Origin of the sequence: Actinoallomurus sp. NPDC052308 (assembly GCF_040679195.1) — a bacterium.
Taxonomy (GTDB): domain Bacteria; phylum Actinomycetota; class Actinomycetes; order Streptosporangiales; family Streptosporangiaceae; genus Actinoallomurus; species Actinoallomurus liliacearum.
On record NZ_JBFAUM010000035.1, the window covers coordinates 39,344 to 61,661 of the forward strand.

Sequence of the window (22,318 nt, forward strand, 5' to 3'; positions counted from 1 at the left end):
CGCGCCCCACGGCGCGCCCGTTTTGGGCTGCCGTGCGGTAAGGAGACATGAACGCGACATAAGGCGACAATGGGTACGGAGCGGCGACGAGGCCGTACCGCGAGAGGACCTCAGATGAGCATCGAGTTCGACATCCGGCTCTCCGACCACCGCACGCCGGCGGACGAGCGCGAACGACTGCTGGAGAACCCGGGCTTCGGCCAGATCTTCACGGACCACATGATCACGATCCGGTGGGACGCGGAGCACGGCTGGCACGACGCGCGCCTTGAGGCGTACGCGCCGCTGACACTCGACCCGGCGACGGCGGTGTTCCACTACGCCCAGGAGCTGTTCGAGGGCCTGAAGGCCTACCGCCGGGCCGATGACGGGTCGATCGTCGCCTTCCGCCCGTACGCCAACGCCGCCCGCTTCAACGCCTCCTGCGAGCGGATGGCGATGCCGCCGGTCCCCGAGGAGACGTTCGTCCGCTCCCTCGAACTCCTCGTCGACGCCGACCGTGACTGGGTCCCGACCCAGGAGGGGCACAGCCTCTACTTGCGGCCCTTCATCATCGCCACCCAGCGGGGCCTCGGCGTGAACAGCCCCTCGTCGTCCTACCTGTTCATCGTCATCGCCTCGCCCTCGGCCGCGTACTTCACCGGCGGGATCAAGCCGGTCTCGGTCTGGCTCTCGGAGGAGTACACCCGGGCCGCCCCCGGCGGCACCGGCGCGGCCAAGTGCGGCGGCAACTACGCCGCCGCGTTCGTCGCCCAGGCCCAGGCCGTCAAGGAGGGCTGCGACCAGGTCGTGTGGCTCGACGCCAACGAGCACCGCTGGGTCGAGGAGATGGGCGGCATGAACCTCTTCTTCGTCTACGGCTCCGGCGCGGAAGCCCGCGTGATGACGCCCTCGCTGACCGGCACGCTCCTGCCCGGCATCACCCGGGACTCGCTGCTCAAGCTCGCCCCCGACCTCGGCGTCCCGGCCGCCGAGGGCCGCATCTCCACCGACCAGTGGCGCGAGGGCAACGCCTCCGGTGAGCTGACCGAGGTGTTCGCCTGCGGCACCGCCGCGGTGATCACTCCGGTCGGCCGGGTCAAGAGCGCCAAGGGCGAGTGGCTGATCGGCTCCGGCGAGCCCGGCCCGGTCACCATGCGGCTCCGTGAGGAACTCGTCGGCATCCAGTACGGCGACCGTCCCGACCCGTACGGCTGGATCCACAAGATCGCCTGACCCGGACCTTGCGAGGGCGCGCCCGGTGAGGCGCGCCCTCCTTCACGTCAGCCGACCGGTGTCGATCGTCAGATCCCACGGCTCCGGCAAGGGCAGCGGCTCGCCGAGCTCGACGACCAGCTCCTGCGCGTACCCGTCCTTGCCCGGGTGGCTGAGCAGCCGGACCTTCCCCGCGAAGGCGTCCACCACCAGGTAGAGCGGGACGCCCCCACGCGCGCAGGTGCGCGGCTTCACCTCGTGGTCGTCATGGACGCTGCTCTTCGACACGACCTCCACCACGAGATAGGTGGCGTTGCCGTAGACGTGATCGTCGCCCCACTTGGGCGGATCCGGCGGCACGACCAGCAGATCCGGCCGGTACCGATCAACTTGTGGCCCGAGGAAGAGGGCGACCTCCTGCCAGATCTTCCAGCCGCGCTTGGTGACGTAGGGCATGAGCTGGATCAGAAGTCCGAAGATGATGTCGGCGTGATCAGTGGTGGGCACCTCCCTCACCACGATCCGGCCATCGATGATTTCGACCTTGTAGTCCGGCCAGCGTTCGCTGAGTTCCTGGTAGCGGCGCTCGACGTCGGTCCGCCCGCCGGTCTCCGAATCGATCGAGTTCTCCAGCACGATGGACATCGTCCCATCATCCTCTCCCGTCGTCCAGAACGTAAAGTACGTGACAAGTCACGGAAGGTAGTCGATGATGATGATGATCGCGCGCAGGGGAATCGGCCGATAGTCAGTTCGATTGGAGTCGCGGGGTATGGTGATTTCGGCTGGTTGGCGGCGTGCGTCTCGGGGGGTGAGACGGATGTGTCCGTCGCGGCGGGGGTGTGGCAGACTCGGTGTCATCATGCGCAGCAGCCTGATCATTATCGGCTGGCGCGCCGGCACCTAGACGAGCATTACGCCGGCGCGCAGACCTCTCACGTCCCGTGAGGGGTCATTTTGTTTTACGGCGTCGGCGCACCATCGGGACTACCAAGGGGATACGACCCATGCGTGATGACGGCTTCCACGTCTACGACACGACGTTGCGCGACGGGGCCCAGCAGGAGGGCCTCAACCTCACCGTGGCGGACAAGCTGATCATCGCGCGCCGCCTCGACGAGCTGGGCGTCGGATTCATCGAGGGCGGCTGGCCCGGGGCCAACCCCAAGGACACCGAGTTCTTCCGGCTCGCCCGGACCGAACTCGATCTCAAGCACGCGCAGCTCGCCGCGTTCGGCGCGACCCGCCGGGCCGGCGCGAAGGCCGCCGACGACCCTCTGGTGGCCGCGCTGCGCGAGTCCGGCGCGCCGGTCGTGACCCTTGTCGCCAAGAGCCACGACCGGCACGTCGAGCTGGCCCTCCGCACGACGCTGGAAGAGAACCTCGCGATGATCCGCGACACGGTCTCCCACCTGCGTGCGGAGGGCCAGAGGGTCTTCCTCGACGCCGAGCACTTCTTCGACGGCTACCGGTCCAACCCCGCCTACGCCCTGGAGGTCGTGCGTACCGCCGCCGAGGCGGGCGCGGACGTCATCGCCCTGTGCGACACCAACGGCGGGATGCTGCCCGACGAGCTGGCCGACGTCGTCGCCGAGGTCGCGGGGGCCGGGGCGCGGCTGGGCATCCACTGCCACGACGACAGCGGCTGCGCCGTGGCCAACACCCTCGCGGCCGTACGCGCCGGCGTCACGCACGTCCAGGGCTGCGCCAACGGCTACGGCGAGCGCAGCGGCAACGCGAACCTCTTCACGGTCGTCGGCAACCTCCAGCTCAAGCGGGGGTACGACCTCGGCGTCGAGCTGCGGGAGATGACGCGGATCGCGCACGCGGTCTCCGAGGTGACCAACGTCGCGCCCAGCTCCCAGCAGCCGTACGTCGGCATGTCGGCGTTCGCCCACAAGGCCGGGTTGCACGCCTCGGCGGTCAAGGTCGACCCGATGCTGTACCAGCACATCGACCCGGAGCTGGTCGGCAACGACATGCGCATGCTGATCTCCAGCATGGCGGGCCGGGCGTCGGTGGAGCTCAAGGGCCGGGAGCTGGGGTACGAGCTGAGCGGCGACAAGGCGCGGGAGGTGGTGGAGCGGGTCAAGGAGCTCGAGTCGGCCGGCTACACCTTCGAGGCGGCGGACGCGTCGTTCGAACTCCTGCTCCGCGAGGAGCTCGACGGGGAGCGCACCCGCTACTTCGACGTCGAGTCCTGGCGCACGATCGTCGAGCGCCGGCCGGACGGCGTCATGGTGAGCGAGGCGACGGTCAAGCTGCACGCCAAGGGCGAGCGGATCGTCGCCACGGGCGAGGGCAACGGCCCGGTCAACGCCCTCGACCGCGCCCTGCGGCTGGCCCTGGAGCGGATCTACCCGGAGCTGTCCGCTCTGGAGCTCGTCGACTACAAGGTGCGGATTCTGGAGGGCGCGCACGGCACGGACGCGCGTACCCGGGTGCTCATCGAGTCCAGCGACGCCTCGGGCGAGTGGGGCACCGTCGGCGTCGAGGACAACGTCATCGCCGCCTCGTGGGAGGCCCTCGCGGAGTCGGTGACCTACTGCCTCCTCCGCGCGGGGTACACCGCCTCCTGACGCGCGGCCGGGCGGGTCACTCCTTCGGCGTGGCCCGCTCGACGACCTCGAAGGACCAGAGCTCGGAACCGCTCGCGGCCGGGCCACCGTGGCCGTGGCCGTGGCCGTGCCCGTGTCCTTCTCCGCGCTCCGCCGCGGCCTGGGCGTGTCCCTCCGTGAACGCGCGGCTCTCCGTCCAGCGCTGGAAGTCCTCTTCGCTGCGCCAGCGCGTGTAGACGAGATACCGGTCGGTCCCCTCGACCGGGCGCAGCAGCTCGAAGCCCTCGAATCCGTCGGCCTCCTCGACCAGCCCGGCGCGGCCGGCGAACCGGCGCTCCAGCTCCTCCCGCATCGGCTCCGGCACGGTCAGTACGTTGATCTTCACGACGCTCATGGGGAGATCCTCTCTCGGAGTGCCCCGCTGGCCCGCACCAGGGGGCTTCCGAAGGCCCGGCGTGTCGTCCGTGTGGCGCACCTGCCGGGAAATTGAAACGTGCTTCTGCACGTGCAAATGAACGCCCGAATAGGGCGGTCAGATCGGCGGTATGTCGGGGTTCCGCCTCTTTGTAGGTCCGTATCATGATCGCAATGGGCGATCGCTCTGAGCGAAGGAACCGTTCGGAATCTAATTCTGTTTCCGGTGGATCGCCGCAGGTGAGATGATCGCCCTTCCGTTAGCGTCTTCGTGAAGAGACCTTCGGGACACGGGAAAGTCACCCGAGGTTGGAGAATCGGTGGCGGACGAAGGTCATTAAGCGCCACACTCTCCCCGTACGGCCAGGGTCGTCGCCGCGGAAAAAAGCGACGGCCCCCTGCTGCAACAGGAGGCCGTCGACTTCGGAAAGTCCGAACTTTATGGAGGTTCAGACAGCCATGACTGTACGTGTCTTCGGCCGCGGTGGCCAGAGGAACGAGGCGACGGAGCCCGGTGAATCGGTTGCTCCGCGCGGCCTGCACTTCTCGCCGCGGACGGGGCTGATCGCCCTGTACGCCGTCGTCATCGCCGTGCTCGCCGGCGTGCTCACCTTCATCGGTGAGCACCGGCCGGCGGCGTCGGTGGCGGCGGGAGGAGTCGCCTTCGTCAGCGCCTTCATGTTCTTCGACAAGATCATCGGCGATTAGGAGGTCGCATGCTTTCCAAGCGACGTACGAACTCGCTGCGGTACGACCGCGACGCCGAGCTACGGCTGATCGCCGAGGCCGGTCACTGGCTGGCGGACGCCGGCCGCCGGCGGCCTGACGCCGTCCGGTCGATCACGGCGATGCTGGACCGGCAGCAGCGGCTCGCCGCCTGCCGGGCCCTCGACCGGCCGCTCGAGTCCTCGTAACCGATGGACCGGCGAGCGCCCGCGCGGAACCCGACCGCGCGGGCGCTCGCGCGTACTGAACCAACCCGGCCCGCCGATCGTCGAAATCCATGAGGAGAGGGAGGTGTCATGGCGATGGGTGACAGGGACGGCGAGGAGGTTCTTCCGCACCTGCGGACGACCGAGGAGATTCAGCGCCCCGCGCGGCCCGTACCGGCGACCGACGTCCAGGTCGTGCCGGCGCCCGAGCCGCCGTCGGCCCCGCCCGCCGCGCCGGTGACCGTACAGGAGCGCGTCTCCATCCCGCCGCCCCCGTACGGCGCGCCGCCGACCGTGGAGCAGAGCGTCCCCGCCCCACCGGGCGGACCGCGGCGACCGGCGGGTCCTCCGCGGACGGGCCGCCGGGTCCCGCGCCGGCTCGTCGTGATCGCCGCGGCCGTCGTCGGTGTCCTGCTGGTGGCCGTCGTGGCCCTCCTGACGGTGTCCGGCACGTCGGCCGACGATCCCGATCAGCCGTCGACCACCCCCTGCCGGCACCTGCCGTGCGTGCCCTCGCCGAACCCGAGCACGGCCGCCCCGGCCGCGCAGGTCGCCTACCGCACCGTCGAACGCGACGCGGGCTACTTCGAGGGCACCGTCACGATCGCCAACCACGGGGACCGGCCGATGCCGTCCTGGACGCTGTCCTTCACCTATCCGGGCGCCGACATCCGCAACACGTGGGACGCCGTGCTGCAGCGGAGGGGAACGGAGACGGTCCTCACCGGGAAGACGACGTCGCCGCCGCTCGCGCCCGGAGCGACGCTGCAGGTCCGCTTCGGCGGCTCCGGCTCGCCGTCCATGCCGACCGGCTGCCGTCTCAACGGGGCACCCTGCGCGTTCGTCGCCGGCTGAGCAGCCGCTCCCGGTGACCGGGCCTGGTCAGACCGAGGGCGGGGGCGGTCGCACTGCCGTGGTGTCGATAGCCTCGTATCGTGCGTATCGCGAGGTTCACCAAAGACGGCGGCCTGTCCTTCGGCGTGGTCGAGGACGACGAGACCATCGCCACCATCGCCGCCCACCCGTTCGGTGAGATCCAGCTCACCGGGGAGCGCCAGCCCCTGGCCGACGTGCGGTTGACGGCGCCGATCCTGCCGAGCAAGGTCGTCGCGATCGGCAAGAACTACGCCGAGCACGCCCGTGAGATGGGCGGCGAACCGCCCGCCGAGCCGGTCATCTTCATGAAGCCGTCCACCGCGGTGATCGGCCACCGCGAGACGATCTCCTACCCGAGCCTGTCCGAGCGGGTCGACTACGAAGGCGAGCTCGCCGTCGTCATCGGCCGGCTCTGCCGCGACGTTCCCGCGGCGCGGGCCGCGGACGTCATCCTCGGCTACACCTGCGCCAACGACGTCACCGCGCGCGACCTGCAGCAGCGCGACGGGCAGTGGACGCGGGGGAAGGGCTTCGACACGTTCTGCCCGCTCGGCCCCTGGATCGAGACGGACCTCGACCCGTCGGACCTGGCCATCACCACCACGGTGAACGGCGAGACCAAGCAGTCGTCCCGCACGAAGCAACTGCTGCACGGCGTCCCCGAGCTGATCGAGTACGTCAGCCAGGTCATGACCCTCCTGCCCGGCGACGTCATCCTCACCGGCACGCCCGAGGGCGTGGGGCCGCTGCAGGTCGACGACGAGGTGTCCGTGGCGATCGAGAACATCGGCACGCTCAGCAATACAGTGGTGTCCCGTGACTGACCCTTCTTCCCCGGAGCACGCCTCCGGCACCGTCAGAGTCCGGTTCGCGCCGTCGCCGACCGGCATGTTCCACGTCGGGGGAGCGCGTTCGGCGCTGCACAACTGGGTGTTCGCCCGCCAGCACGGCGGCGCGCTCGTGCTGCGCATCGAGGACACCGACGCCTCCCGCAACCGCCCGGAGTGGACCGAGGGGATCATCCGCGCCCTCGCCTGGCTCGGCATCGACGAGGATCAGTACGAAGGGCCGTTCTTCCAGTCGGCCAACGCCGACAAGCACCGCGAGGCCGTCGAGCGGCTGCGCGCGGCCGGCCGCGCGTACTTCTGCGACTGCACGCGCGACGACGTGATCGCGCGGACCGGCGACTCCTACCGCGGCTACGACGGCCACTGCCGCGACCGCGGCCTCGAGCCCGGCCCCGGGCGGGCGCTGCGCTTCCGCACCCCGGACGAGGGCACGACCACGGTCGTCGACCTGATCCGCGACAAGCCGACGTTCGAGAACGCCACGATCGAGGACTTCGTCATCGCCCGCGGCGACGGCTCGGTGCTGTTCATGCTCGCCAACGTCGTCGACGACATGGTCCAGGGCATCACGCACGTCATCCGGGCCGAGGAGCACCTGTCCAACACGCCGAAGCAGCAGTTGCTGTGGGAGGCGCTCGGCGAGCAGCCGCCGATCTGGGCGCACGTGCCGGTCGTCGTGAACGAGAAGCGGCAGAAGCTCTCCAAGCGCCGGGACAAGGTCGCGCTGGAGGACTACCAGGCCGAGGGCTTCCTCGCCGAGGCCATGCGCAACTACCTCATGCTGCTGGGCTGGGCGCCGTCCGGTGACCGCGAGATCGTCCCGTGGAGCGTGGTCGAGGAGGAGTTCCGGCTGGAGGATGTCAACCCGTCGCCGGCCTTCTTCGACGTCAAGAAGCTCCGCGCGTTCAACGGCGAGTACATCCGGGCGCTGCCGGTCGAGGAGTTCACCGAGCGGTGCGCGCCATGGCTCCGCGAGCCGTACGCCCCGTGGTCGCCCGAGCAGTACGACCCGGCGGTGTTCGCCCGGCTCGCGCCGCTGGCCCAGACGCGCGTCGCGGTGCTGTCGGAGATCACGGCGATGGTCGACTTCGCGTTCCTCGACGAGCCGGTGATCGACGAGGCGTCCTGGAACAAGGCGATGAAGGAGCCCGCCGCGGACATCCTCCGGGGCGCCCTCGAGGCGTTCCAGGACGCGGAGTGGACGGCCGAGGAGCTCAAGGCGCGGGCCGAGGAGATCGGCGCCCGCCACGGCCTGAAGCTCGGCAAGGCGCAGGCCCCGATCCGCGTCGCCGTGACGGGCCGTACGGTCGGCCTGCCGCTGTTCGAGTCGCTTCAGATCATCGGCCGGGACCGCACGCTCGCCCGCGTACGGGCGGCACTCGACCGGCTCACGGCGGCATAGCCGGACTCCTCACCGGGCATGGACGGTCTCGCCACGACCGTCCACGCCCGAAGGCCCGGTCCCGGGCCCGATCGAGGAGTGCCATGAGCGACCGGCCCGAGTTGTCGTTGATCGGCTTCGTCCTGGACGCGCCCGACGCCCGTGAGCTCGCCGACTTCTACCGGCGGCTGCTGGGCTGGGAGACCGTGCACGACGATCCCGAGTGGGTCAAGCTGGCTCCGCCCGGCGGCGGCCCGAGCGTGTCCTTCCAGACCGCCAAGGAGTACGTCCCGCCGACCTGGCCGGCCGAGCCGGACCGCCAGCAGATGATGGCCCACCTGGACATCCGGGTGCACGACCTGGGCGCCGCGGTCGCGTACGCGCTCGCGGAGGGCGCGGTCCTCGCGGAGCACCAGCCCCAGGAGCGCGCCCTCGTCTGCCTCGACCCCGCCGGCCACCCCTTCTGCCTGGCCCTGCCCGGCTCCTGACCCCGTGGACGGCGTGCCGCCCGCCGGGTACGAGCCGACGGCGGCGGAATGGCTCAGCCGGTGGGGCATGACGGTCTCGCCCTGATCACCGCCCACGCCCCGGGCCGACACGAGGAGTGCCATGAGCGACAGGCCACGACTGAAGCTGACCGGAGTCGTCCTCGACTCGCCCGACGCGCGGAAGCTCGCCGACTTCTACCGGCGGCTGCTCGGCCGGGAGGCCGTGGAGGACGAGCCCGAGTGGGTGGTGCTGACCGCGCCCGACGGCGGGGCCGGCCTGTCCTTCCAGACGGACCAGGACTACGTGCCGCCGGCTTGGCCGGCCGGGCCGGACCAGCAGCGGATGATGGCCCACCTGGACATCGAGGTCGACGACCTCGACGCCGCCGTCGCGCACGCCCTCGCGGAGTACCAACCCCAGCAGCACGTACGCGTCTGCCTGGACCCGGCCGGCCACCCCTTCTGCCTGTACCTTCCCCGCGCGTAGGAGCGCCGCCGGCACTTGTGCCCGAGATTTCGGTCGTCAGAACGACCAAAATCCTCGGCGTTGAGCCGCGCGGCGCCGCCGCCGCCTCAGCGGCGGGACGTGAGCGTGCGGGCCACCAGGGCGATCAGCAGCGCGGGGACGATCAGGTAGGCCGTGCGCAGGCTGACCGTGTCCGAGAGCCGCGCGAGGAGGAAGGGCGCGCCCCCGATCGCCAGCCCGGAGGCCATGGCCGCCCGCGCCGCCGCCTTGTCCGGCGCGTGCGGCCAGGCGGCGACCGTACGGCTCACGGTGGTCGGGTAGAGCAGCGCGACGCCCAGCCCCGCGACGGCGAGGCCGGCGCCCGCCAGCGGCAGCGTCGGGGCGGCCCAGAACAGCGCGAACCCGGCCGCGGCGACGGCCGTGCAGCCGAGCAGCAGACTCCGGTGACCGCGCACCCGCCGGGTGATCGGAACGGCGAAGGAGCGGCCGGTGGCCATGCCGACCAGGAACAGCGCCGCGACCGCCGGGGCGAGGCCCGCCGAGGCGTGGTGCCAGTCGCCCATCGCCGAGGCCGCCCAGAAGACCATGCAGAACTCCACGCTGACCGCGAGCAGGACCTCGATCCACGGCCCGATCAGCGCCGCTCCGGAGCCCGTCGGCGCGTCGTCCGAAGCGTCGGCCGCGTTCGGCATTGGTACGTTCCAGGACAGCGCCGCCACGATGGCCATCAGCATCAGCGGAGCCACCAGATAGCCGGCCCGCCAGCCGAGCCCGGCGGCGAGCGCACCGGCCACCGCCAGCGGCGCCAGCACGGACGCGGCGCTCGCCAGCCCGTTGGCCTCGCCGACCGCGGCGGCCGGGGCATGCGGGTGCAGCGCGCCCAGCAGCGCGGGGATCAGCTGAATGAGCAGCGCCCCGCCGATCCCGAGGAGCAGCGCGCCGGCCATGGTCGACGACCGTACGGGCGTGGCCAGCAGCAACCCGCCCGCGATCATGCCCCCGATCGACACGCGGAGCGTCACCGCCCGGCCGAGGCGGCCGACGATGGGACCGCCCACCAGACCGATCAGGAGCAGCCCCGCCGCGAACAGCGTGGGGTAGAAGGCCACCTGCGCCCGGTCCACTCCGAGGTCCTTCTGCAGCGGCGCCAGCACCGCTCCCATCCCGTTGAGCAGGAAGCTCATACAGCTCAACACGGCGTACAGCACCCAGGTCGCGGTGTCGCGCGTCAACCCGCCCGTTCGATCCACATTGGAGATTATCCGCGCCGCACGCTCTCCGGCAGAAGGGGCATCTCGCCCCCGCCGGACCCGCCGCGGAGCCCGCCGCGCCGGATCGCGTTCGCGAGCACCGCGAAGGTCCGCTAAACTTCCTGAGGCGCTGGAGATCGGAAGATCCGCAGGCCAGTGGGGTATGGTGTAATCGGCAGCACGACTGATTCTGGTTCAGTTAGTCTAGGTTCGAGTCCTGGTACCCCAGCAAGCACCTGACCTGGGCGGGGAGTCTCACAGAGACCCCCGCTTTTGTCGTTTCTGGGTCCGCGGCAGCCTGCGTCGGCCGTACGCTACGGCGCTGGTGGACCTGGCTTACGACGAGCTCCCCGCCGACGTCGAGATCGTTGAGAACGCGCAGGGCGCTTTGCGGCGAAGAGCGCGGAGCGAGACGTCCGGATGGGGGTCGGTCCCCGGGACGACACCTGAACTGGCCCGTGTGGCGTGCCTGACGTACTTCTACGTGCGAGTGGCCATGGATCGTGTCGGCGCTGCCCTCCCCCGATTCGAGCCGCCTGACCACGATGCGGAGACGATCGTCATGGGCTCCCTGGCAGAGCGTCGACGCTCGGGACTCTTGGTCGAGGAGCGCCGGCAACGCCAGGACTTCGAGAAGGATCTCGTCCGCCTGCCTGGGTTCTACTCCCATGGATTGACCCGCGAGCAGTACGAGAGGGAGTGAGCACTCTGTCCACCAACCGCCGTGCTCATTGTCGGCTGACGGCTCGGGTGATGCCGGCGACCACGGTTGTGGCCAGGATCCAGCCTGCCGCGATCAGTAGATAGGCGAGCCACTGGTAGAGGCCGTGGGGGTTGAACGCCTTCTCCTGGCCGAAGTCGATGATCGGCAGGAGTAGGTCGAGCGTGTAGATCAGGGCGTTGAAGTCTGGTGCCTTGCCGGGTTCGACCGGCTGAGGGTGGTGGAGGCCGTAGACGACCGTTCCGGTGAGGAGGAGCGCTAGAAGCCAGGCCATGGCGCGTGTTGGTCTATAGCCGTAGCCGACGGCCACGTCTTGAACGGTGCCCCAGAGCTTGGCGTACCAGGACAGCGTTTTGCGGTGGCGGCGTTGCTTGGCCAGTTGCACGGCGCGGGCGCCGGCGTCGTCACCGACACGTCGGTACGCGGCGGAGAGTTGTTCGTAGGAGTGCGGCACGTAGCCGTCCTCGTCGCGCTCCAGCAGCTCTAGCCGCTCATCGGCGGGAAGCTGTGGACTAAGCGAGCTGAACGTAAGACCGTCGAGCTTGACGCTGGTGGGCCATGCGTCCGGAGTGGCGTGGATCAGGTCGAACTGTGAGCGACGCAGCCTCACTGAGCCGTCGATGGGTGCCGCGTTGTGCAGCCAGAGTTCGCCGATCGCGCAACCGCTAGCCCACAATGCCATTCCGTCGGGGTTGGACAGGCGAGCCTCGGTGAGGTCGAGGTGTCCGGGGATCTTCGCCCCGCGCAGATTGACCGCGCCGCTGGTGCGGAGCCGCGAGGCGCTCAGATTTGATCCGACCTTCAGATTCTCGGCGTCCAAGGCGGTACGGCCTGGCTCGCTCAGTTCGGCCTCGTCCAGGTAAACGGCCCCAGCGATGGTTGCTCCGGCCAACCTGACCGTTCCGTGCGCCACAAGGTGCGATCCCGAGACGTCATCGTTGATGGTGGCGTGGTTGAGCTGCAGGGTCGGTTTGCGTTCCAAGTCGTCAGAGCGTGCCCGACCGAGGTGTGCTTCGTCGAGGAAGAAAGCGCCAGAGATGCGCGCACCACCGAGCCGTACTTCGCCGGGGATACGTGAGCCGGTGATCCGGAGGACGCCGTCAACGCGGATGGTGGCAGCGTCTAGAGCTGGGAGGTAGCACTCGCTGAAGTTGAGCTGGCGGACCGCCATGGCGTACAGGAGCGGAGCGCGTTCGAAGTAGCAGCCCCAAAAGCGAACCGCGTAGGGGACCGCCGCGAACCTCAAATCCAGCTGGCCGGAGATACGTACGCCCGCCAGGCGCAATGCCGCGACCTCCCCGTCAGCGGGACGGCCGGTGAGAAGGAGCTTCCGGAGCACCTCGGCGCGTACGGTCCGATCGGGACCCCAGGAACGGCCTTCCTCGGCCTTATCGTTGCCGGCGTCAGGGGACTCGACGTCCCGGCCGCGTGGAAACGCATCCCACACTTCCCGCTCGAAAGGTGTCAGATTGGCGATCTTCATCGGCCGGACCTTCTCGCGACGACGGCTGTCATGTCAACGGATCGGCAGTGGACATGTGGGACCTGAACAGATCACGAGGTGGAACTCTCATACGCCACGATCATGGATGGCCCGACCACCGCGGCGACTTCAGGGAGAAGATTCGCGCTCGCGACGGACGTAGTCGAGGTATTCGTCTTGAACCACGCCAAGGTTGACCCATCGGCCTCGCATCGCTGAGGTGAGCTCTTCGGCCAGCGATATCGCTGTCCCAGCGCCCTCCGATTGCGCGCTAGGCGGGGCGTGCCGATGGCGGCGCGCGGGATGGTTCGGTAGTAGAGCCCCGTGGTAGGGATGGCGGGCATGAGCGAGACGCCCATCCCATACGCCGGCTACCACGACGGCCCCACTCGGGTCCTGCGGCTCCACACACGCCGCGGGGTAGTTGCCAAGGCCGGCGTCACCGTCGGTATCGACGGCGCCCATTACCATCAGCGTTGGGGTAGGGCGGCCTTCGAGATCCCGGCGGACAAGCCAGTGCACGTTGTCGTTTCACAGGGAGGCGGCCAGATTGGCGTCGCCGCCACGGTACTCACCCCCGAGCAGCCATCTGAGCTGGAGTACCGCGGTCCTGCGGCCCTGTACCTCGCAGGCACCATCGGAGCTCCCGGCACTGTGAAGCAGCGAGGCTGCCTGGTACAACTCGCGATCTTCGCTCCTCTTTCCCTTATGGCGCTGACGCTCGTGATCACGATCGGCATCCTTCTGTCCCGATGACCGCCGACCCGGCTCTGATGCCGCACCCACCGCAGATTCGTGGGAAGTCCATAGAGAGGCCTGGGCGGACGCTTCGAGCTTCGCTCCTGGACCGCGCCCCTGCCGACCCATCGGCCTCGCACCGCTGAGGTGAGCTCTTCGGCCGGCGACATCGCTGTCCCAGCATCATCGGTCTGGCCGATCTGAGGCTGTAACCAGCATGATCAGGATGGGATCGGCTCATTGGCGCCCCCGACCGGGTGGGCTGCCGCACGTGCCCATAGCCAGGTGATCTTGGTCGCTGCTACCGTGCCTGCGGCAGATCCTGGGCAGGGACGCACGAAACGGAGTCTCATGCGCAAGTCGAAGCGGACGATGGCCCTCGCGCTCAGCGGTTTGGGCATGGCCGCGGCAATGGTGTCCGTGACCGCTCCGGCCGAAGCGGCCACCACGCCGAGCGGGGCGTGCGGTAGCGGTTATTACCAGATCGATCACCACGCCCTGGGCACGGTGGCCGACATCTACCTGTTCTACAACGGGTCGTCCAACTGCGCCGTCACCTGGGTGAGGAACCCGACCGGGACCAAGAGATACGACCTGCGAGTGCATATCGATCGGCAGAGTGACCTCGTATCGGCCCCCGATGCCGGCTATTACTATTACTACGCCGGCCCGGTCAAACTCAGCGCTGCGAAAACGTGCATTTCGTGGGGTGGCTTCGCCGAAGGCATTCAATGGGCGTCCGGCTGGTCGCACTGTGGCTGATCGATGAACGGCCAGGTGCGGCCGACCCCGGGACGATGATCGTGGAGGCCGCGGGGAGCGGTATGGCCGGCGGAGAGTGAGTCAGTGGAGCCGGGCGGGTGCGCTGCCGAGGATGCTCGCGGCCGCGTACCCTTCTACCGTCCCGACCTGGAGGACGGAATGCTGTTGCCGCTCACTCGGAACAAGGCCGAGCTCATCGAGGTCGTCCGGATCACGGACCCCGCCCGACACCTGATGTCCGATGAGCTGACGGGCGACACCGTCGCCGTCTGGGAGGGGGACGACGTCACGCAGGCTTTGGCGCTTGTGGCGGAGCTACCGGGCAGCGAGCCCTACCGCTGTTTCCTCCCCGGCTGGGGGATCCGGGCACACGGGTCCACCGATCTGCTCTTCGAGATCGCCTTCTGTTTCCGCTGCCACGGCGCCCGCCTCTGGGGCCCGGATCTTCCTCCCGAGCAGCGAGGGCAGACGTTCGACGGAGGAAGCCCCACCGCCCTGGAACTCCTACGACGGTTCCGCTCCTGTCTGCCCGACTGAAGAAAGCAGGCGGTTGAAAGAGCCGGCCCGCCCCTCTTGAGGCGGACCGGCTCGTTGTCATCCGCGCCAGGGCGTGGATGGGATTGGGTCAGTTGCCCTGACGCCGGAGGCGCGTGGCCTGTGTGCTGGCCCGCCTGGCCCGCTCCATGGCGAAGCCCTCCGCCTCGTAGTCGCCGATGCCGCGCATGATGTCGGCGTGCCTGCGGTGATGCGCCGCTTCCTGGCCCTTTTCGACTGAGGGCCGCGTTTCGTTCGGTCGACTCATGGCCGATTCCTTTCTGCTCTTCTTCGCCCGCTCGGGCGTTGTGCCGCCGGGCGGCCGACCCTGTTGGGCCGGCATGGATGACCGTGCGAAAGCAGAGGGAATCGGCAAGTGTTCGCGCTGGTAGGCGGACGGCCCGCCGGGATTCCCGGCGGGCCGTCGCTTGAGTTGCGCTCAGGTCAGTCGTTGTCGGAGGACGGGATGTACGCGCCGGGGACCTGGTCCGGGGCGTAGATCTTGGTCTCGCCCGGGTAGGGCTTGGTCCACCCGTGCGCCTCGTACCAGGAGAAGTGGTTCATCTGCTCGGGGTTGGCGGAGTCGGCCTTGGCGTTCGGCCCGGTGAACGGCTGCTTCGCCTTCCAGGCCTGCCACTTCGCCGCCACCGGCTGCTCGGCCGCCGGCACCTTCGCCGACGGTACGGCCGCGGCCTTGGGGTTCTGCGCCGCCGGGGTGTCCAGGCCACAGCTCGGCGGGGTCGACAGACCCAGGGTCAGCGAGGTCCGGTTGGGCAGCGCGGTGAACGGCGTGAAGTCGGGCTTGTTGGTGAACGCCGCGCTCATCGGGGTCGCGGCGCTGTCCTTCTGGTTCATCGGGTGGATCCCGAGGATCTGCTCGATGGTCCGGATCATCGTGATCTGCGAGTAGTAGTGGCTGTCGACGGTGCCGTGCTGGGACCAGGGGCTGATGATCTGGATCGGGGCCCGGTGGCCGTCGACGTGGTCGGTGCCGGCCTGGGAGTCGTCCTCGACCACGAAGATCGCGGAGTCCTTCCAGTACTTGCTGTGCGTGATCTCGTCGACGATCCGGCCGACGGCGAGGTCGTTGTCCGCGACCTGGGCGGGCCCGCTCGGCGGACCGCCGGTGTGGTCGCTGGAGAGCCAGAACATGTTGAGGTTGGACGGCCCGTTCTGCTCGAAGTCACGCTTCCAGATCTCGTACCGGTAGATGTCCGGGACGCTGGTGTCGAACTTCGGGAAGCCGTGCACCGACACGTTGTTGAGTGACGGGATCGGCGAGGTCGAGTCCAGGGGGTAGGTCGTGTCCTGGCCGGTCGTCGCCATGGTCTTGGTGTCGCAGTACAGGTTCTGCCAGGTCGCTCCGGACGGCTTGGTGAGGAACTGCTGGAACTCACCGAAGTCCCGTACGGTCTTGCCCGCCGCCTGCGCACCGGTCCAGAGGAAGCCGGTCCGCTGGTGGCCGAGGGCGTCGTCCTCGGTGTCGTAGCTGCGGGCGTACTCACCGGCCGAGGACTCGGTGTACTCCGGGTTGTCGGCCTGCATGAGCCAGTTGTGACCCTCGGCGGAGTTCGTGCCGATGTCGTAGGTGTTGTCGTACAGTCCGAACTGCTTGGCCAGCGCGTGCTGGTTCGGCGTCACGTTCTCGCCGTACTGGGCCAGCGTCGGATCGCCGTTGCCCTCCGGGATGTCACCGTAGACCTGGTCGTAGGTCCGGTTCTCCTTGACGAGCATGAAGACGTGCTTGATCGTCGAGGGGTCGCCGAGCCGCTGTGGGACGGCCACGGCGTGCGCGGAGTGGCCCTTGGCGATCTTGACGTCGTTGTTGCCCCAGCCGTTCTGCTGGAAGACCTTCCACGTCTCGGACCTGATGGCCCTGTCGCTCGGCAGCTTGAACCGCTGCAGGCTCGACGTGGTGTCGTGGGTGGCGTGCCCGGCGGCGGTGGTGGGGCGGCGGGCGTCGATACCGCGGGTGTTGGAGACCAGCACGTCGTCGCCGACGGTGGTGATCTCCGCGGGGAAGTAGTCCGTCGGGAGCAGGCCGACGTAGCTGACCGGCTCCAGCGGCTTCCGGAACCGGTAGACGGCGACGGCGTTGGCGCGGCCGAGCGTCACCAGCAGGTGGCCGTCGCCCGTGAGCGTCACCGCGTCAGGCTCGTAGCCCACCGACGCCTCCGGCCACGGCTGGGTGGCGATCGTCTGGACGACCTTGTTCTTGGCCGTGTCGATGACGGACACGCTGTTGGTGGCGGTGTTGGTGACGAACAGCGCCCCGTTCTTGGCGTACAGGGCGGTCGGGTGCAGGCCGACGTCGATGCTCGAGGGGGCGGCGGCCGGGTTCGCCAGGTCGATGACGCTGACCGTGCCGGTGGTGGTGGCACCGGTCGCCGGGTTGGCCAGCACCTGGGTGTTGTAGGAGTTGATCGTGGTCTCGCCGGGCTTCGCCGGGCGGCCGCCCTCGTTGCTGACGTAGAGCCTGCCGCCCACCAGCGCCAGGCCGCGCGGGGCGTTGCCCACGGTCCAGCTCTGCTGGATCGCGCCGGTCGCCGCGTCGATGGCGACCACGCGGTTCTGGCCGTTGACGGCGGAGTACACGGTCTTGCCGTCGGCCGAGAACACCGCCTGAGCCACCAGCGCGTGCTTGGGCCCGTCCACCGGGATCTTGATGGACGTCGGGTTGGCGAGCGTGCCGTCCGGGTTCACGGTGAACCTGGTGTAGCCGTCGGTCTGGCCCAGCCACAGCTGCGAACCGTCGGGCGAGTACGTGGGGCCCTCCTGGCCCACGTCGTTGCCGCTGATCTTCAGGTCGGCGGCCTTGTTGTTGCCGACGAGCTGCTGCACCTTCCAGTTCTTCAGGTCCAGGATGGCGAGCGCCATCCCACCGTCGGTGACCGCGGCCGCGACGTGGGTGCCGTCCGGACTGACCGAGGACGACATGATCTTGCCGTTGTTGATGACGAGGCGCTCGCCGATCGGGTCGATGTACTGGTCGCTGGACACGACCAGGCCCTTCTTGGTGGTCTGGCCGACCTGATCGGTGCCGAAAATCCTGGTGGAGGCGTACGAGACGCCTCCGCCGGCGATGGCGAGAGCCGCGGTGCCGGCCGCCACGACGCGGATCCGGTGGGTGGTGCGTTTTTCGAAGAACCCGATACGGGACTTCTTGACGCGCTGGCGGGTCACGTGCATGAATCAATCCTTCGAAGCGCTTGCGAGCAGATCGACGTTCCCGTCGAACTGCCACAGAGGGTTAGGTGCGTCCCCGGTGGGGGTGCGCACCTGGAAATAGCCGTTCACCTCCTTGGGTCCGTCTCCGTCGGCGACGTACCGCCCGTCCGCGGTCACGTCGAGCTGGTAGATGGCGCTGCCCACGGCGGTCGCGCCGGGAAGGTGCCAGGACACGACACATCGCCAGTCGTTGCCCGGACCCTGGTCGAGGACCCGGTCGCCGCCCTTGTCGCAGGACGCGGTGGCCCGCAGCTGCGCCTCGGTGACGTCCGGGCGATGGAGCTCCCGCGTCTGCACGCGGTAGAGGTGGGCGTACGCGGTGGCGAGCGAGTCCTGCACCTTGGCCTGCTCGATCCCGGAACCCTTGGTCGAGGTCGCGCCGGTGAGCACGACGAAGGTGAGGGCGACCAGGCCGGCCAGCGGCAGCGCCCCCGCCAGGAGGACGCGACGGCCCGACCCGTCGTACGTCAGGTCGGTGAAGTCGCGGCGCAGGAACAGGCGGTACGCCAGCGCGGTGGCGACGACCGCCCATGCCAGGCTCACCGCGAGACCGACGAGGAGAGGGCCCACCTGCGCCGGGCTGGTGAAGAGCCCGCGCCAGGCGAAGAAGGCGTGGCTCGGCAGGGCCAGCCGTACGGCCACCGGCAGCGGCAGCAACTGCGCGAGCTGCAGCGCGAAGGCGAGGAGCGCGGGCATCAGCAGCCCCATCGTGGAGCGGCCCAGAGCGACCGAGCCGAGGAGGCCGATCGCCGCGAACGCCAGCGTCGGTGCCAGCACGCAGGCCCACGCCAGCAGGACCGTACCGGCCGCGTCCGCCGGGGAGAGGAGATGGCCGTCCAGTCCGACGAGCGGTCGGTTGCCGACCGCTGCCAGGCCGCCGGCGATGCTCGACCCGGCCAGTCCCACCACCAGCAGCAGGAGCACGGTGAGGCTGGCGAGACCCTTCGCCACGAAGATCCGCTTCGGCGAGCGGACGGCCACGAGGAGGTGACGCCAGGTGCCCAGCCGGTCCTCGGCCGCGAAGACGTCGCCGGCGACCAGCGCGGTCAGCAGCGGGAGCGCCCAGCTACGCGAGAAGTCCAGTACGACGAGCGACCCCGCCCAGCCGGTCGCGTGCATCCAGCGGCCGAAGACCGTATCGGCGGGCAGCGTGCTCTGCAGGCTCACCGCGGCCACGAAGCCCGCGGGTGCGATCCAGCAGGCGAGCAGCAGGACGCGGGTCCGCCACTGGGAGAGCAGCTTCACCAGCTCGAACCGGTAGCCCCGCAGCACCGGCGCCGGCCGGGCCTCGACCGGGGGTGACGTGACAGTGGTGGTCACGGGGCCTCCTTCGTCGGCGGGGTGACCAGGGTGCTGTGCCTGCCGGTTCCCTCGCTTCGCTCGGTCACGGGCCCTCCTTCGTCGGCGGGGTGACCAGGGTGCTGTGCCTGCCGGTTCCCTCGCTTCGCTCGGTCACGGGCCCTCTCCCTCGTCGGTCTGCTCGGCCCCGGTGAGGGCCAGGAACGCGGCCTCGAGCGGCGACACCACGGGTGCCAGCTCTCGTACCGCCACGTCGGCCCGTACGAGCCGCACCACCAGTTCCTCGATGGCCGGCACCGGCCCGCGGACCACCAGTACGTCGGCGTCCGGCTGCTGGACGCCGCCGCGGCCGGGCGGTACGCCGAGCCCCGGCGTCTCCAGCGCCACCCGGTGGGCGGCCGCCGCGTCGGAGGTGACCAGCCGGTAGTCGAGTTCGCCGCTCTCGGCGGCGAGCTTGGTCACCGGCCCGGAGAAGACGACCCGCCCGGTGGCGAGGACGGTGACCTCGGAGCACAGCACGGTGAGGTCGTCCATTCGGTGGCTGGAGAGGACCACGGCGGTCCCGTCCGCGGCGAGCCCGGTGATGACGCGGTGCACGTGGTGCTTGCCGGCGGGGTCCAGGCCGTTGGCCGGCTCATCGAGCACGAGCAGCCGCGGTCTGGTGAGCAGCGCGGCGGCCAGGCCGAGCCGCTGGCGCATGCCGAGCGAGAATCCCCGGATCCGGTCGTCGGCGACGTCGGTGAGTCCGACCTGCTCCAGTGCCGCGTCGACGCCGCCGGTGCGACCGGCGTCGTACCCGCGTAGTGCGGCCAGGGCGGAGAGGTTCTGCCGTGCGGTGAGCGACGGGTAGAGCCCGGGCCCGTCCACGAAGCCCGCGACGCCGTCGGGGACGGCGAGCGTCCGGCCGACCGGCGTGCCGAGGATCTCGAGGCGACCGCTGTCCGGGACCGCCAGGCCCAGCAGCAGTCCCAGGAGCGTCGTCTTGCCCGCGCCGTTCGGGCCGACCAGGCCGTGAACCTGCCCGCTCGCCACGTTCAGGTCGACACCGTCGAGTGCGACCACATCACCGAAGGTCTTCTTGATCCCGCTACCCCGGACTGCCGGGTTAATCTCCATGGCGGTCGCCTCCCGCTTGATCTTCGGCAAGAGGAAGCTAGAGATCAAGGTTTGACTTGGGGCGGCATACAGTCGAACTTTGGGCAAACGACACCAAATCAGGTGATACGCCTTAACCTGGCGATCCCCCGGTTGTATGGATCAACACGTCGAATATGGCGCGCGATGGCAGGCGACCAACCGATCAGGAATCAAGAAGCGCTGGTCAGTGCGCTACGCCTAGCGTCATGGGCATGGACATCACCATTCTCTGGACCTTCCTCCCGCACGACGACCCCGAGGCCTCCCTGGGCTTCTACCGCGACACCCTCGGCTTCGAGGTCCGCAATGACGTCGGAAACGGCAAGATGCGCTGGATCACGGTCGGCCCCGCCGGCCAGCCCGCGACGTCCATCGTCCTGCACCCGCCGGCCGCCGAGCCCGGCATCACGGAGGACGAGCGCCGCACCATCACCGAGATGATGGCCAAGGGCACCTACGGGCGCATCGTCCTGGCCACCGCCGACCTCGACGGCACCTTCAAGCGGCTGCAGGCCGGCGGCGCCGAGGTCGTCCAGGAGCCGACCGAGCAGCCGTGGGGGCTTCGCGACTGCGCCTTCCGCGATCCCGCGGGCAACATGATCCGCATCAACGAGCTGGGCTGACCCGGCCGCGTACCGCCTCAGCCGGCGTTCGCCAGGCGGACCCGCAGCACGCCCTCGCGTACGTCGGTATCGAACGTCGGCTGCGGCGCGGTGGCGGGTCCGTGCGCGACGGCGCCGTCCGACAGCCGGAAGACGCTGCCGTGCCAGGGGCAGGTGACGCACCCGTCGTCGACCTCGCCGTCCGAGAGCGGCCCCGACAGGTGGCTGCACCGGTCGGCGAGGACGTCGGCGTCGTCGCCGCGCCGGACGATCAGGAGCGGCACCTCGCCGAGCATCCTGCGGGCGGGCCGCCCGTCGGGGAGGTCGGCGATCGGGCCGAGGGCGTGCCAGCCGGGCTCGACCAGGTGCGGCACCTCCTCGGCGTGGTTCACGCCGCCGGCCTGGCGGAAGGAGATGTGCCCGCCGAGCAGCGCACCGAGGCCGGCGGCGGTCAGGCCGGCGTAGCGCAGGGCCCTGCTCCTGCCGGCGGCGCGCGTCGCCAGGGACGCGCCGTACAGGCCGATGGCCGCGGTGTTGGTCGCCGCGTGGACGACTCCGACCCGCATCTGCTGCTCGTGCTGCTCGGCCCAGTCGGTGAGGCCGGCGAGCACGGCGGGCGCCGAGGCCAGCAGCCCGAACCCCGCGAGCCGGCGGGCGGCGCGGTCGTTCCCCGGCCGCAGGTCGAGCACACCGGCGGACAGCCAGGCGCCGACGGACGCCTGGACGAGCATCGGGTGCACGGGGTGGCCCCACCACGTGCCGTGCAGGATGTCGCGGAACGCTCTCGGCCGCAGCCGTCGTGCGGCCTTCTGACCCGGCGCCACGGCGCGATCGAGGACCTCGGCGTTCTCCAGCCTGCTGAGTATGCCCATGAGCGGGCAGGCTTCCCCGGATATCGCGATCGAACCGTCCGCCGAAGCCGCGCGCATCGGACACCTGGAGTCGTGATTCGGTCACGCGTCGGCGCGTTTCCGTTGTCGCTCGGGAGTATCGCGGTACCGATGGCCTCGATGGTCCCGGTGATCGGACCATCGAGGATCGCGACTCAGGGGGGATCAGTGATCAGAAAGCTCACCGCGACCGGAGTGGTCGCGGCGGCGGCCGCGGGATTCATGCTGCTCGGCGGCGCCGCTCAAGCCGAGCAGCACTCCGCCGGCCAGACGAACCACCGGCCGACCGCGTACTCGGCGCACCACTCCGGCTGGACGCCGAGGCGCCACCGGCATCACTGGCACGGTTGGGGCTGGTGGCGCCACCGGAACCACCGCGGGCACCGCTTCCACGTCCAGCACTAGGCCGGAGCCCGGCTCCTGCCGCGAAGGTCGCCGTGGCCCGCCCGTCCCACGACGGGCGGGCCACGGCGCTGTCCGGGGCTTTGCTCGGTCGGAGGCCGATCGGCCGGACACG

Annotated in this window: 24 protein-coding genes and 1 tRNA gene; 16 read left to right on the top strand and 9 right to left on the bottom strand. The window is 69.8% G+C overall.

Going from position 1 to position 22,318, the window contains the following annotated elements:
- Positions 1–114: 114 nt before the first annotated feature.
- Entirely contained in the window at positions 115–1,215 is a 1,101-nt protein-coding gene (locus AB0L00_RS40900; protein ID WP_364443055.1) for a branched-chain amino acid aminotransferase, read from the top strand.
- Positions 1,216–1,257: 42 nt separating this feature from the next.
- On the opposite strand, the gene AB0L00_RS40905 is transcribed toward AB0L00_RS40900, so the two are convergent.
- Positions 1,258–1,839 carry a Uma2 family endonuclease gene (locus AB0L00_RS40905; RefSeq protein ID WP_364443056.1) on the bottom strand — a complete coding sequence of 194 codons (582 nt, stop codon included), beginning with the start codon at positions 1,837–1,839 and terminating at the stop codon, positions 1,258–1,260.
- A gap of 362 nt (positions 1,840–2,201) precedes the next feature.
- On the opposite strand from AB0L00_RS40905, the gene cimA reads away from it, so the two are divergent.
- The gene (cimA, locus tag AB0L00_RS40910; protein ID WP_364443058.1) at positions 2,202–3,773 is read left to right on the top strand and encodes a citramalate synthase; all 1,572 of its coding nucleotides are present in this window, start codon (positions 2,202–2,204) and stop codon (positions 3,771–3,773) included.
- A gap of 16 nt (positions 3,774–3,789) precedes the next feature.
- Here cimA and AB0L00_RS40915 read toward each other — a convergent pair whose 3' ends face one another.
- Positions 3,790–4,146 carry an antibiotic biosynthesis monooxygenase gene (locus tag AB0L00_RS40915; RefSeq protein ID WP_364443059.1) on the bottom strand — a complete coding sequence of 119 codons (357 nt, stop codon included), beginning with the start codon at positions 4,144–4,146 and terminating at the stop codon, positions 3,790–3,792.
- Between the two features lie 479 nt (positions 4,147–4,625).
- Between AB0L00_RS40915 and AB0L00_RS40920 the strand changes: the two genes are divergently transcribed.
- The 7 genes from AB0L00_RS40920 to AB0L00_RS40950 all read left to right on the top strand — a co-directional run bounded on the left by AB0L00_RS40920 (position 4,626) and on the right by AB0L00_RS40950 (position 9,178).
- On the top strand, positions 4,626–4,874 hold the full coding sequence (locus AB0L00_RS40920) for a hypothetical protein (RefSeq protein WP_364443061.1): 249 nt from the start codon (positions 4,626–4,628) through the stop codon (positions 4,872–4,874).
- Positions 4,875–4,882: 8 nt separating this feature from the next.
- Positions 4,883–5,080 carry a hypothetical protein gene (locus tag AB0L00_RS40925; protein WP_364443062.1) on the top strand — a complete coding sequence of 66 codons (198 nt, stop codon included), beginning with the start codon at positions 4,883–4,885 and terminating at the stop codon, positions 5,078–5,080.
- Between the two features lie 108 nt (positions 5,081–5,188).
- Entirely contained in the window at positions 5,189–5,953 is a 765-nt protein-coding gene (locus tag AB0L00_RS40930) for a cellulose binding domain-containing protein (RefSeq protein WP_364443064.1), read from the top strand.
- Between the two features lie 80 nt (positions 5,954–6,033).
- A complete protein-coding gene (locus tag AB0L00_RS40935) occupies positions 6,034–6,798 on the top strand; it encodes a fumarylacetoacetate hydrolase family protein (protein WP_345357414.1) in 765 nt (254 codons plus the stop codon).
- A complete protein-coding gene (gene gltX, locus AB0L00_RS40940; RefSeq protein ID WP_364443066.1) occupies positions 6,791–8,224 on the top strand; it encodes a glutamate--tRNA ligase in 1,434 nt (477 codons plus the stop codon). The genes AB0L00_RS40935 and gltX overlap by 8 nt, the downstream gene beginning before the upstream one ends.
- Positions 8,225–8,307: 83 nt before the next feature.
- The gene (locus tag AB0L00_RS40945; RefSeq protein ID WP_364443067.1) at positions 8,308–8,691 is read left to right on the top strand and encodes a VOC family protein; all 384 of its coding nucleotides are present in this window, start codon (positions 8,308–8,310) and stop codon (positions 8,689–8,691) included.
- Between the two features lie 121 nt (positions 8,692–8,812).
- Positions 8,813–9,178, top strand: coding sequence for a VOC family protein (locus AB0L00_RS40950; protein WP_364443068.1), 366 nt, complete (start codon positions 8,813–8,815; stop codon positions 9,176–9,178).
- Positions 9,179–9,264: 86 nt separating this feature from the next.
- Here AB0L00_RS40950 and AB0L00_RS40955 read toward each other — a convergent pair whose 3' ends face one another.
- Complete coding sequence (locus tag AB0L00_RS40955) at positions 9,265–10,407, bottom strand: MFS transporter (protein WP_364443069.1); 1,143 nt, start codon at positions 10,405–10,407, stop codon at positions 9,265–9,267.
- Between the two features lie 157 nt (positions 10,408–10,564).
- Here AB0L00_RS40955 and AB0L00_RS40960 point away from each other — a divergent pair.
- Both AB0L00_RS40960 and AB0L00_RS40965 read left to right on the top strand, forming a co-directional pair.
- Positions 10,565–10,636 (top strand) — tRNA-Gln (locus AB0L00_RS40960).
- Positions 10,637–10,732: 96 nt separating this feature from the next.
- On the top strand, positions 10,733–11,110 hold the full coding sequence (locus AB0L00_RS40965) for a hypothetical protein (protein ID WP_364443070.1): 378 nt from the start codon (positions 10,733–10,735) through the stop codon (positions 11,108–11,110).
- A 25-nt stretch (positions 11,111–11,135) separates the two neighbouring features.
- Here AB0L00_RS40965 and AB0L00_RS40970 read toward each other — a convergent pair whose 3' ends face one another.
- Positions 11,136–12,611, bottom strand: a complete 1,476-nt coding sequence (locus AB0L00_RS40970) for a hypothetical protein (protein ID WP_364443071.1) — start codon at positions 12,609–12,611, stop codon at positions 11,136–11,138.
- A 342-nt stretch (positions 12,612–12,953) separates the two neighbouring features.
- Here AB0L00_RS40970 and AB0L00_RS40975 point away from each other — a divergent pair, with 342 nt between their 5' ends.
- The 3 genes from AB0L00_RS40975 (at position 12,954) to AB0L00_RS40985 (ending at position 14,648) form a co-directional block, all read left to right on the top strand.
- Positions 12,954–13,367 (top strand): hypothetical protein, encoded by a 414-nt coding sequence (locus AB0L00_RS40975; RefSeq protein WP_364443072.1) that lies wholly within the window; start codon positions 12,954–12,956, stop codon positions 13,365–13,367.
- A gap of 333 nt (positions 13,368–13,700) precedes the next feature.
- Positions 13,701–14,111: a hypothetical protein gene (locus tag AB0L00_RS40980; protein WP_364443074.1), complete on the top strand. Its 411-nt coding sequence runs from the start codon at positions 13,701–13,703 to the stop codon at positions 14,109–14,111.
- A gap of 159 nt (positions 14,112–14,270) precedes the next feature.
- Positions 14,271–14,648: a hypothetical protein gene (locus tag AB0L00_RS40985; RefSeq protein WP_364443075.1), complete on the top strand. Its 378-nt coding sequence runs from the start codon at positions 14,271–14,273 to the stop codon at positions 14,646–14,648.
- A gap of 88 nt (positions 14,649–14,736) precedes the next feature.
- On the opposite strand, the gene AB0L00_RS40990 is transcribed toward AB0L00_RS40985, so the two are convergent.
- From AB0L00_RS40990 to AB0L00_RS41005, 4 genes are all read right to left on the bottom strand, one after another.
- Positions 14,737–14,913 (bottom strand): hypothetical protein, encoded by a 177-nt coding sequence (locus AB0L00_RS40990; RefSeq protein WP_364443076.1) that lies wholly within the window; start codon positions 14,911–14,913, stop codon positions 14,737–14,739.
- Positions 14,914–15,089: 176 nt separating this feature from the next.
- Positions 15,090–17,834 carry an alkaline phosphatase family protein gene (locus tag AB0L00_RS40995; RefSeq protein ID WP_364443077.1) on the bottom strand — a complete coding sequence of 915 codons (2,745 nt, stop codon included), beginning with the start codon at positions 17,832–17,834 and terminating at the stop codon, positions 15,090–15,092.
- Positions 17,835–17,837: 3 nt separating this feature from the next.
- Entirely contained in the window at positions 17,838–19,193 is a 1,356-nt protein-coding gene (locus AB0L00_RS41000) for an ABC transporter permease (protein WP_364443079.1), read from the bottom strand.
- A 132-nt stretch (positions 19,194–19,325) separates the two neighbouring features.
- Complete coding sequence (locus AB0L00_RS41005) at positions 19,326–20,318, bottom strand: ABC transporter ATP-binding protein (protein ID WP_364443081.1); 993 nt, start codon at positions 20,316–20,318, stop codon at positions 19,326–19,328.
- Positions 20,319–20,521: 203 nt separating this feature from the next.
- On the opposite strand from AB0L00_RS41005, the gene AB0L00_RS41010 reads away from it, so the two are divergent.
- Positions 20,522–20,932, top strand: a complete 411-nt coding sequence (locus AB0L00_RS41010; protein ID WP_364443082.1) for a VOC family protein — start codon at positions 20,522–20,524, stop codon at positions 20,930–20,932.
- Positions 20,933–20,949: 17 nt separating this feature from the next.
- Here the strand turns inward: AB0L00_RS41010 and AB0L00_RS41015 are convergent, their stop codons facing one another.
- Positions 20,950–21,783, bottom strand: coding sequence for a Rieske (2Fe-2S) protein (locus AB0L00_RS41015; protein ID WP_364443084.1), 834 nt, complete (start codon positions 21,781–21,783; stop codon positions 20,950–20,952).
- A 186-nt stretch (positions 21,784–21,969) separates the two neighbouring features.
- On the opposite strand from AB0L00_RS41015, the gene AB0L00_RS41020 reads away from it, so the two are divergent.
- Positions 21,970–22,206, top strand: coding sequence for a hypothetical protein (locus tag AB0L00_RS41020; RefSeq protein ID WP_364443085.1), 237 nt, complete (start codon positions 21,970–21,972; stop codon positions 22,204–22,206).
- Positions 22,207–22,318 lie beyond the last annotated feature (112 nt).

Coding starts and splice junctions, on each gene's coding strand:
- AB0L00_RS40900 (WP_364443055.1), top strand. CDS start 115: ATGAGCATCGAGTTCGACATCCGGCTCTCCGACCACCGCACGCCGGCG.
- AB0L00_RS40905 (WP_364443056.1), bottom strand. CDS start 1,839: ATGTCCATCGTGCTGGAGAACTCGATCGATTCGGAGACCGGCGGGCGG.
- cimA (WP_364443058.1), top strand. CDS start 2,202: ATGCGTGATGACGGCTTCCACGTCTACGACACGACGTTGCGCGACGGG.
- AB0L00_RS40915 (WP_364443059.1), bottom strand. CDS start 4,146: ATGAGCGTCGTGAAGATCAACGTACTGACCGTGCCGGAGCCGATGCGG.
- AB0L00_RS40920 (WP_364443061.1), top strand. CDS start 4,626: ATGACTGTACGTGTCTTCGGCCGCGGTGGCCAGAGGAACGAGGCGACG.
- AB0L00_RS40925 (WP_364443062.1), top strand. CDS start 4,883: ATGCTTTCCAAGCGACGTACGAACTCGCTGCGGTACGACCGCGACGCC.
- AB0L00_RS40930 (WP_364443064.1), top strand. CDS start 5,189: ATGGCGATGGGTGACAGGGACGGCGAGGAGGTTCTTCCGCACCTGCGG.
- AB0L00_RS40945 (WP_364443067.1), top strand. CDS start 8,308: ATGAGCGACCGGCCCGAGTTGTCGTTGATCGGCTTCGTCCTGGACGCG.
- AB0L00_RS40950 (WP_364443068.1), top strand. CDS start 8,813: ATGAGCGACAGGCCACGACTGAAGCTGACCGGAGTCGTCCTCGACTCG.
- AB0L00_RS40970 (WP_364443071.1), bottom strand. CDS start 12,611: ATGAAGATCGCCAATCTGACACCTTTCGAGCGGGAAGTGTGGGATGCG.
- AB0L00_RS40975 (WP_364443072.1), top strand. CDS start 12,954: ATGAGCGAGACGCCCATCCCATACGCCGGCTACCACGACGGCCCCACT.
- AB0L00_RS40980 (WP_364443074.1), top strand. CDS start 13,701: ATGCGCAAGTCGAAGCGGACGATGGCCCTCGCGCTCAGCGGTTTGGGC.
- AB0L00_RS40985 (WP_364443075.1), top strand. CDS start 14,271: ATGCTGTTGCCGCTCACTCGGAACAAGGCCGAGCTCATCGAGGTCGTC.
- AB0L00_RS40990 (WP_364443076.1), bottom strand. CDS start 14,913: ATGAGTCGACCGAACGAAACGCGGCCCTCAGTCGAAAAGGGCCAGGAA.
- AB0L00_RS40995 (WP_364443077.1), bottom strand. CDS start 17,834: ATGCACGTGACCCGCCAGCGCGTCAAGAAGTCCCGTATCGGGTTCTTC.
- AB0L00_RS41010 (WP_364443082.1), top strand. CDS start 20,522: ATGGACATCACCATTCTCTGGACCTTCCTCCCGCACGACGACCCCGAG.
- AB0L00_RS41015 (WP_364443084.1), bottom strand. CDS start 21,783: ATGGGCATACTCAGCAGGCTGGAGAACGCCGAGGTCCTCGATCGCGCC.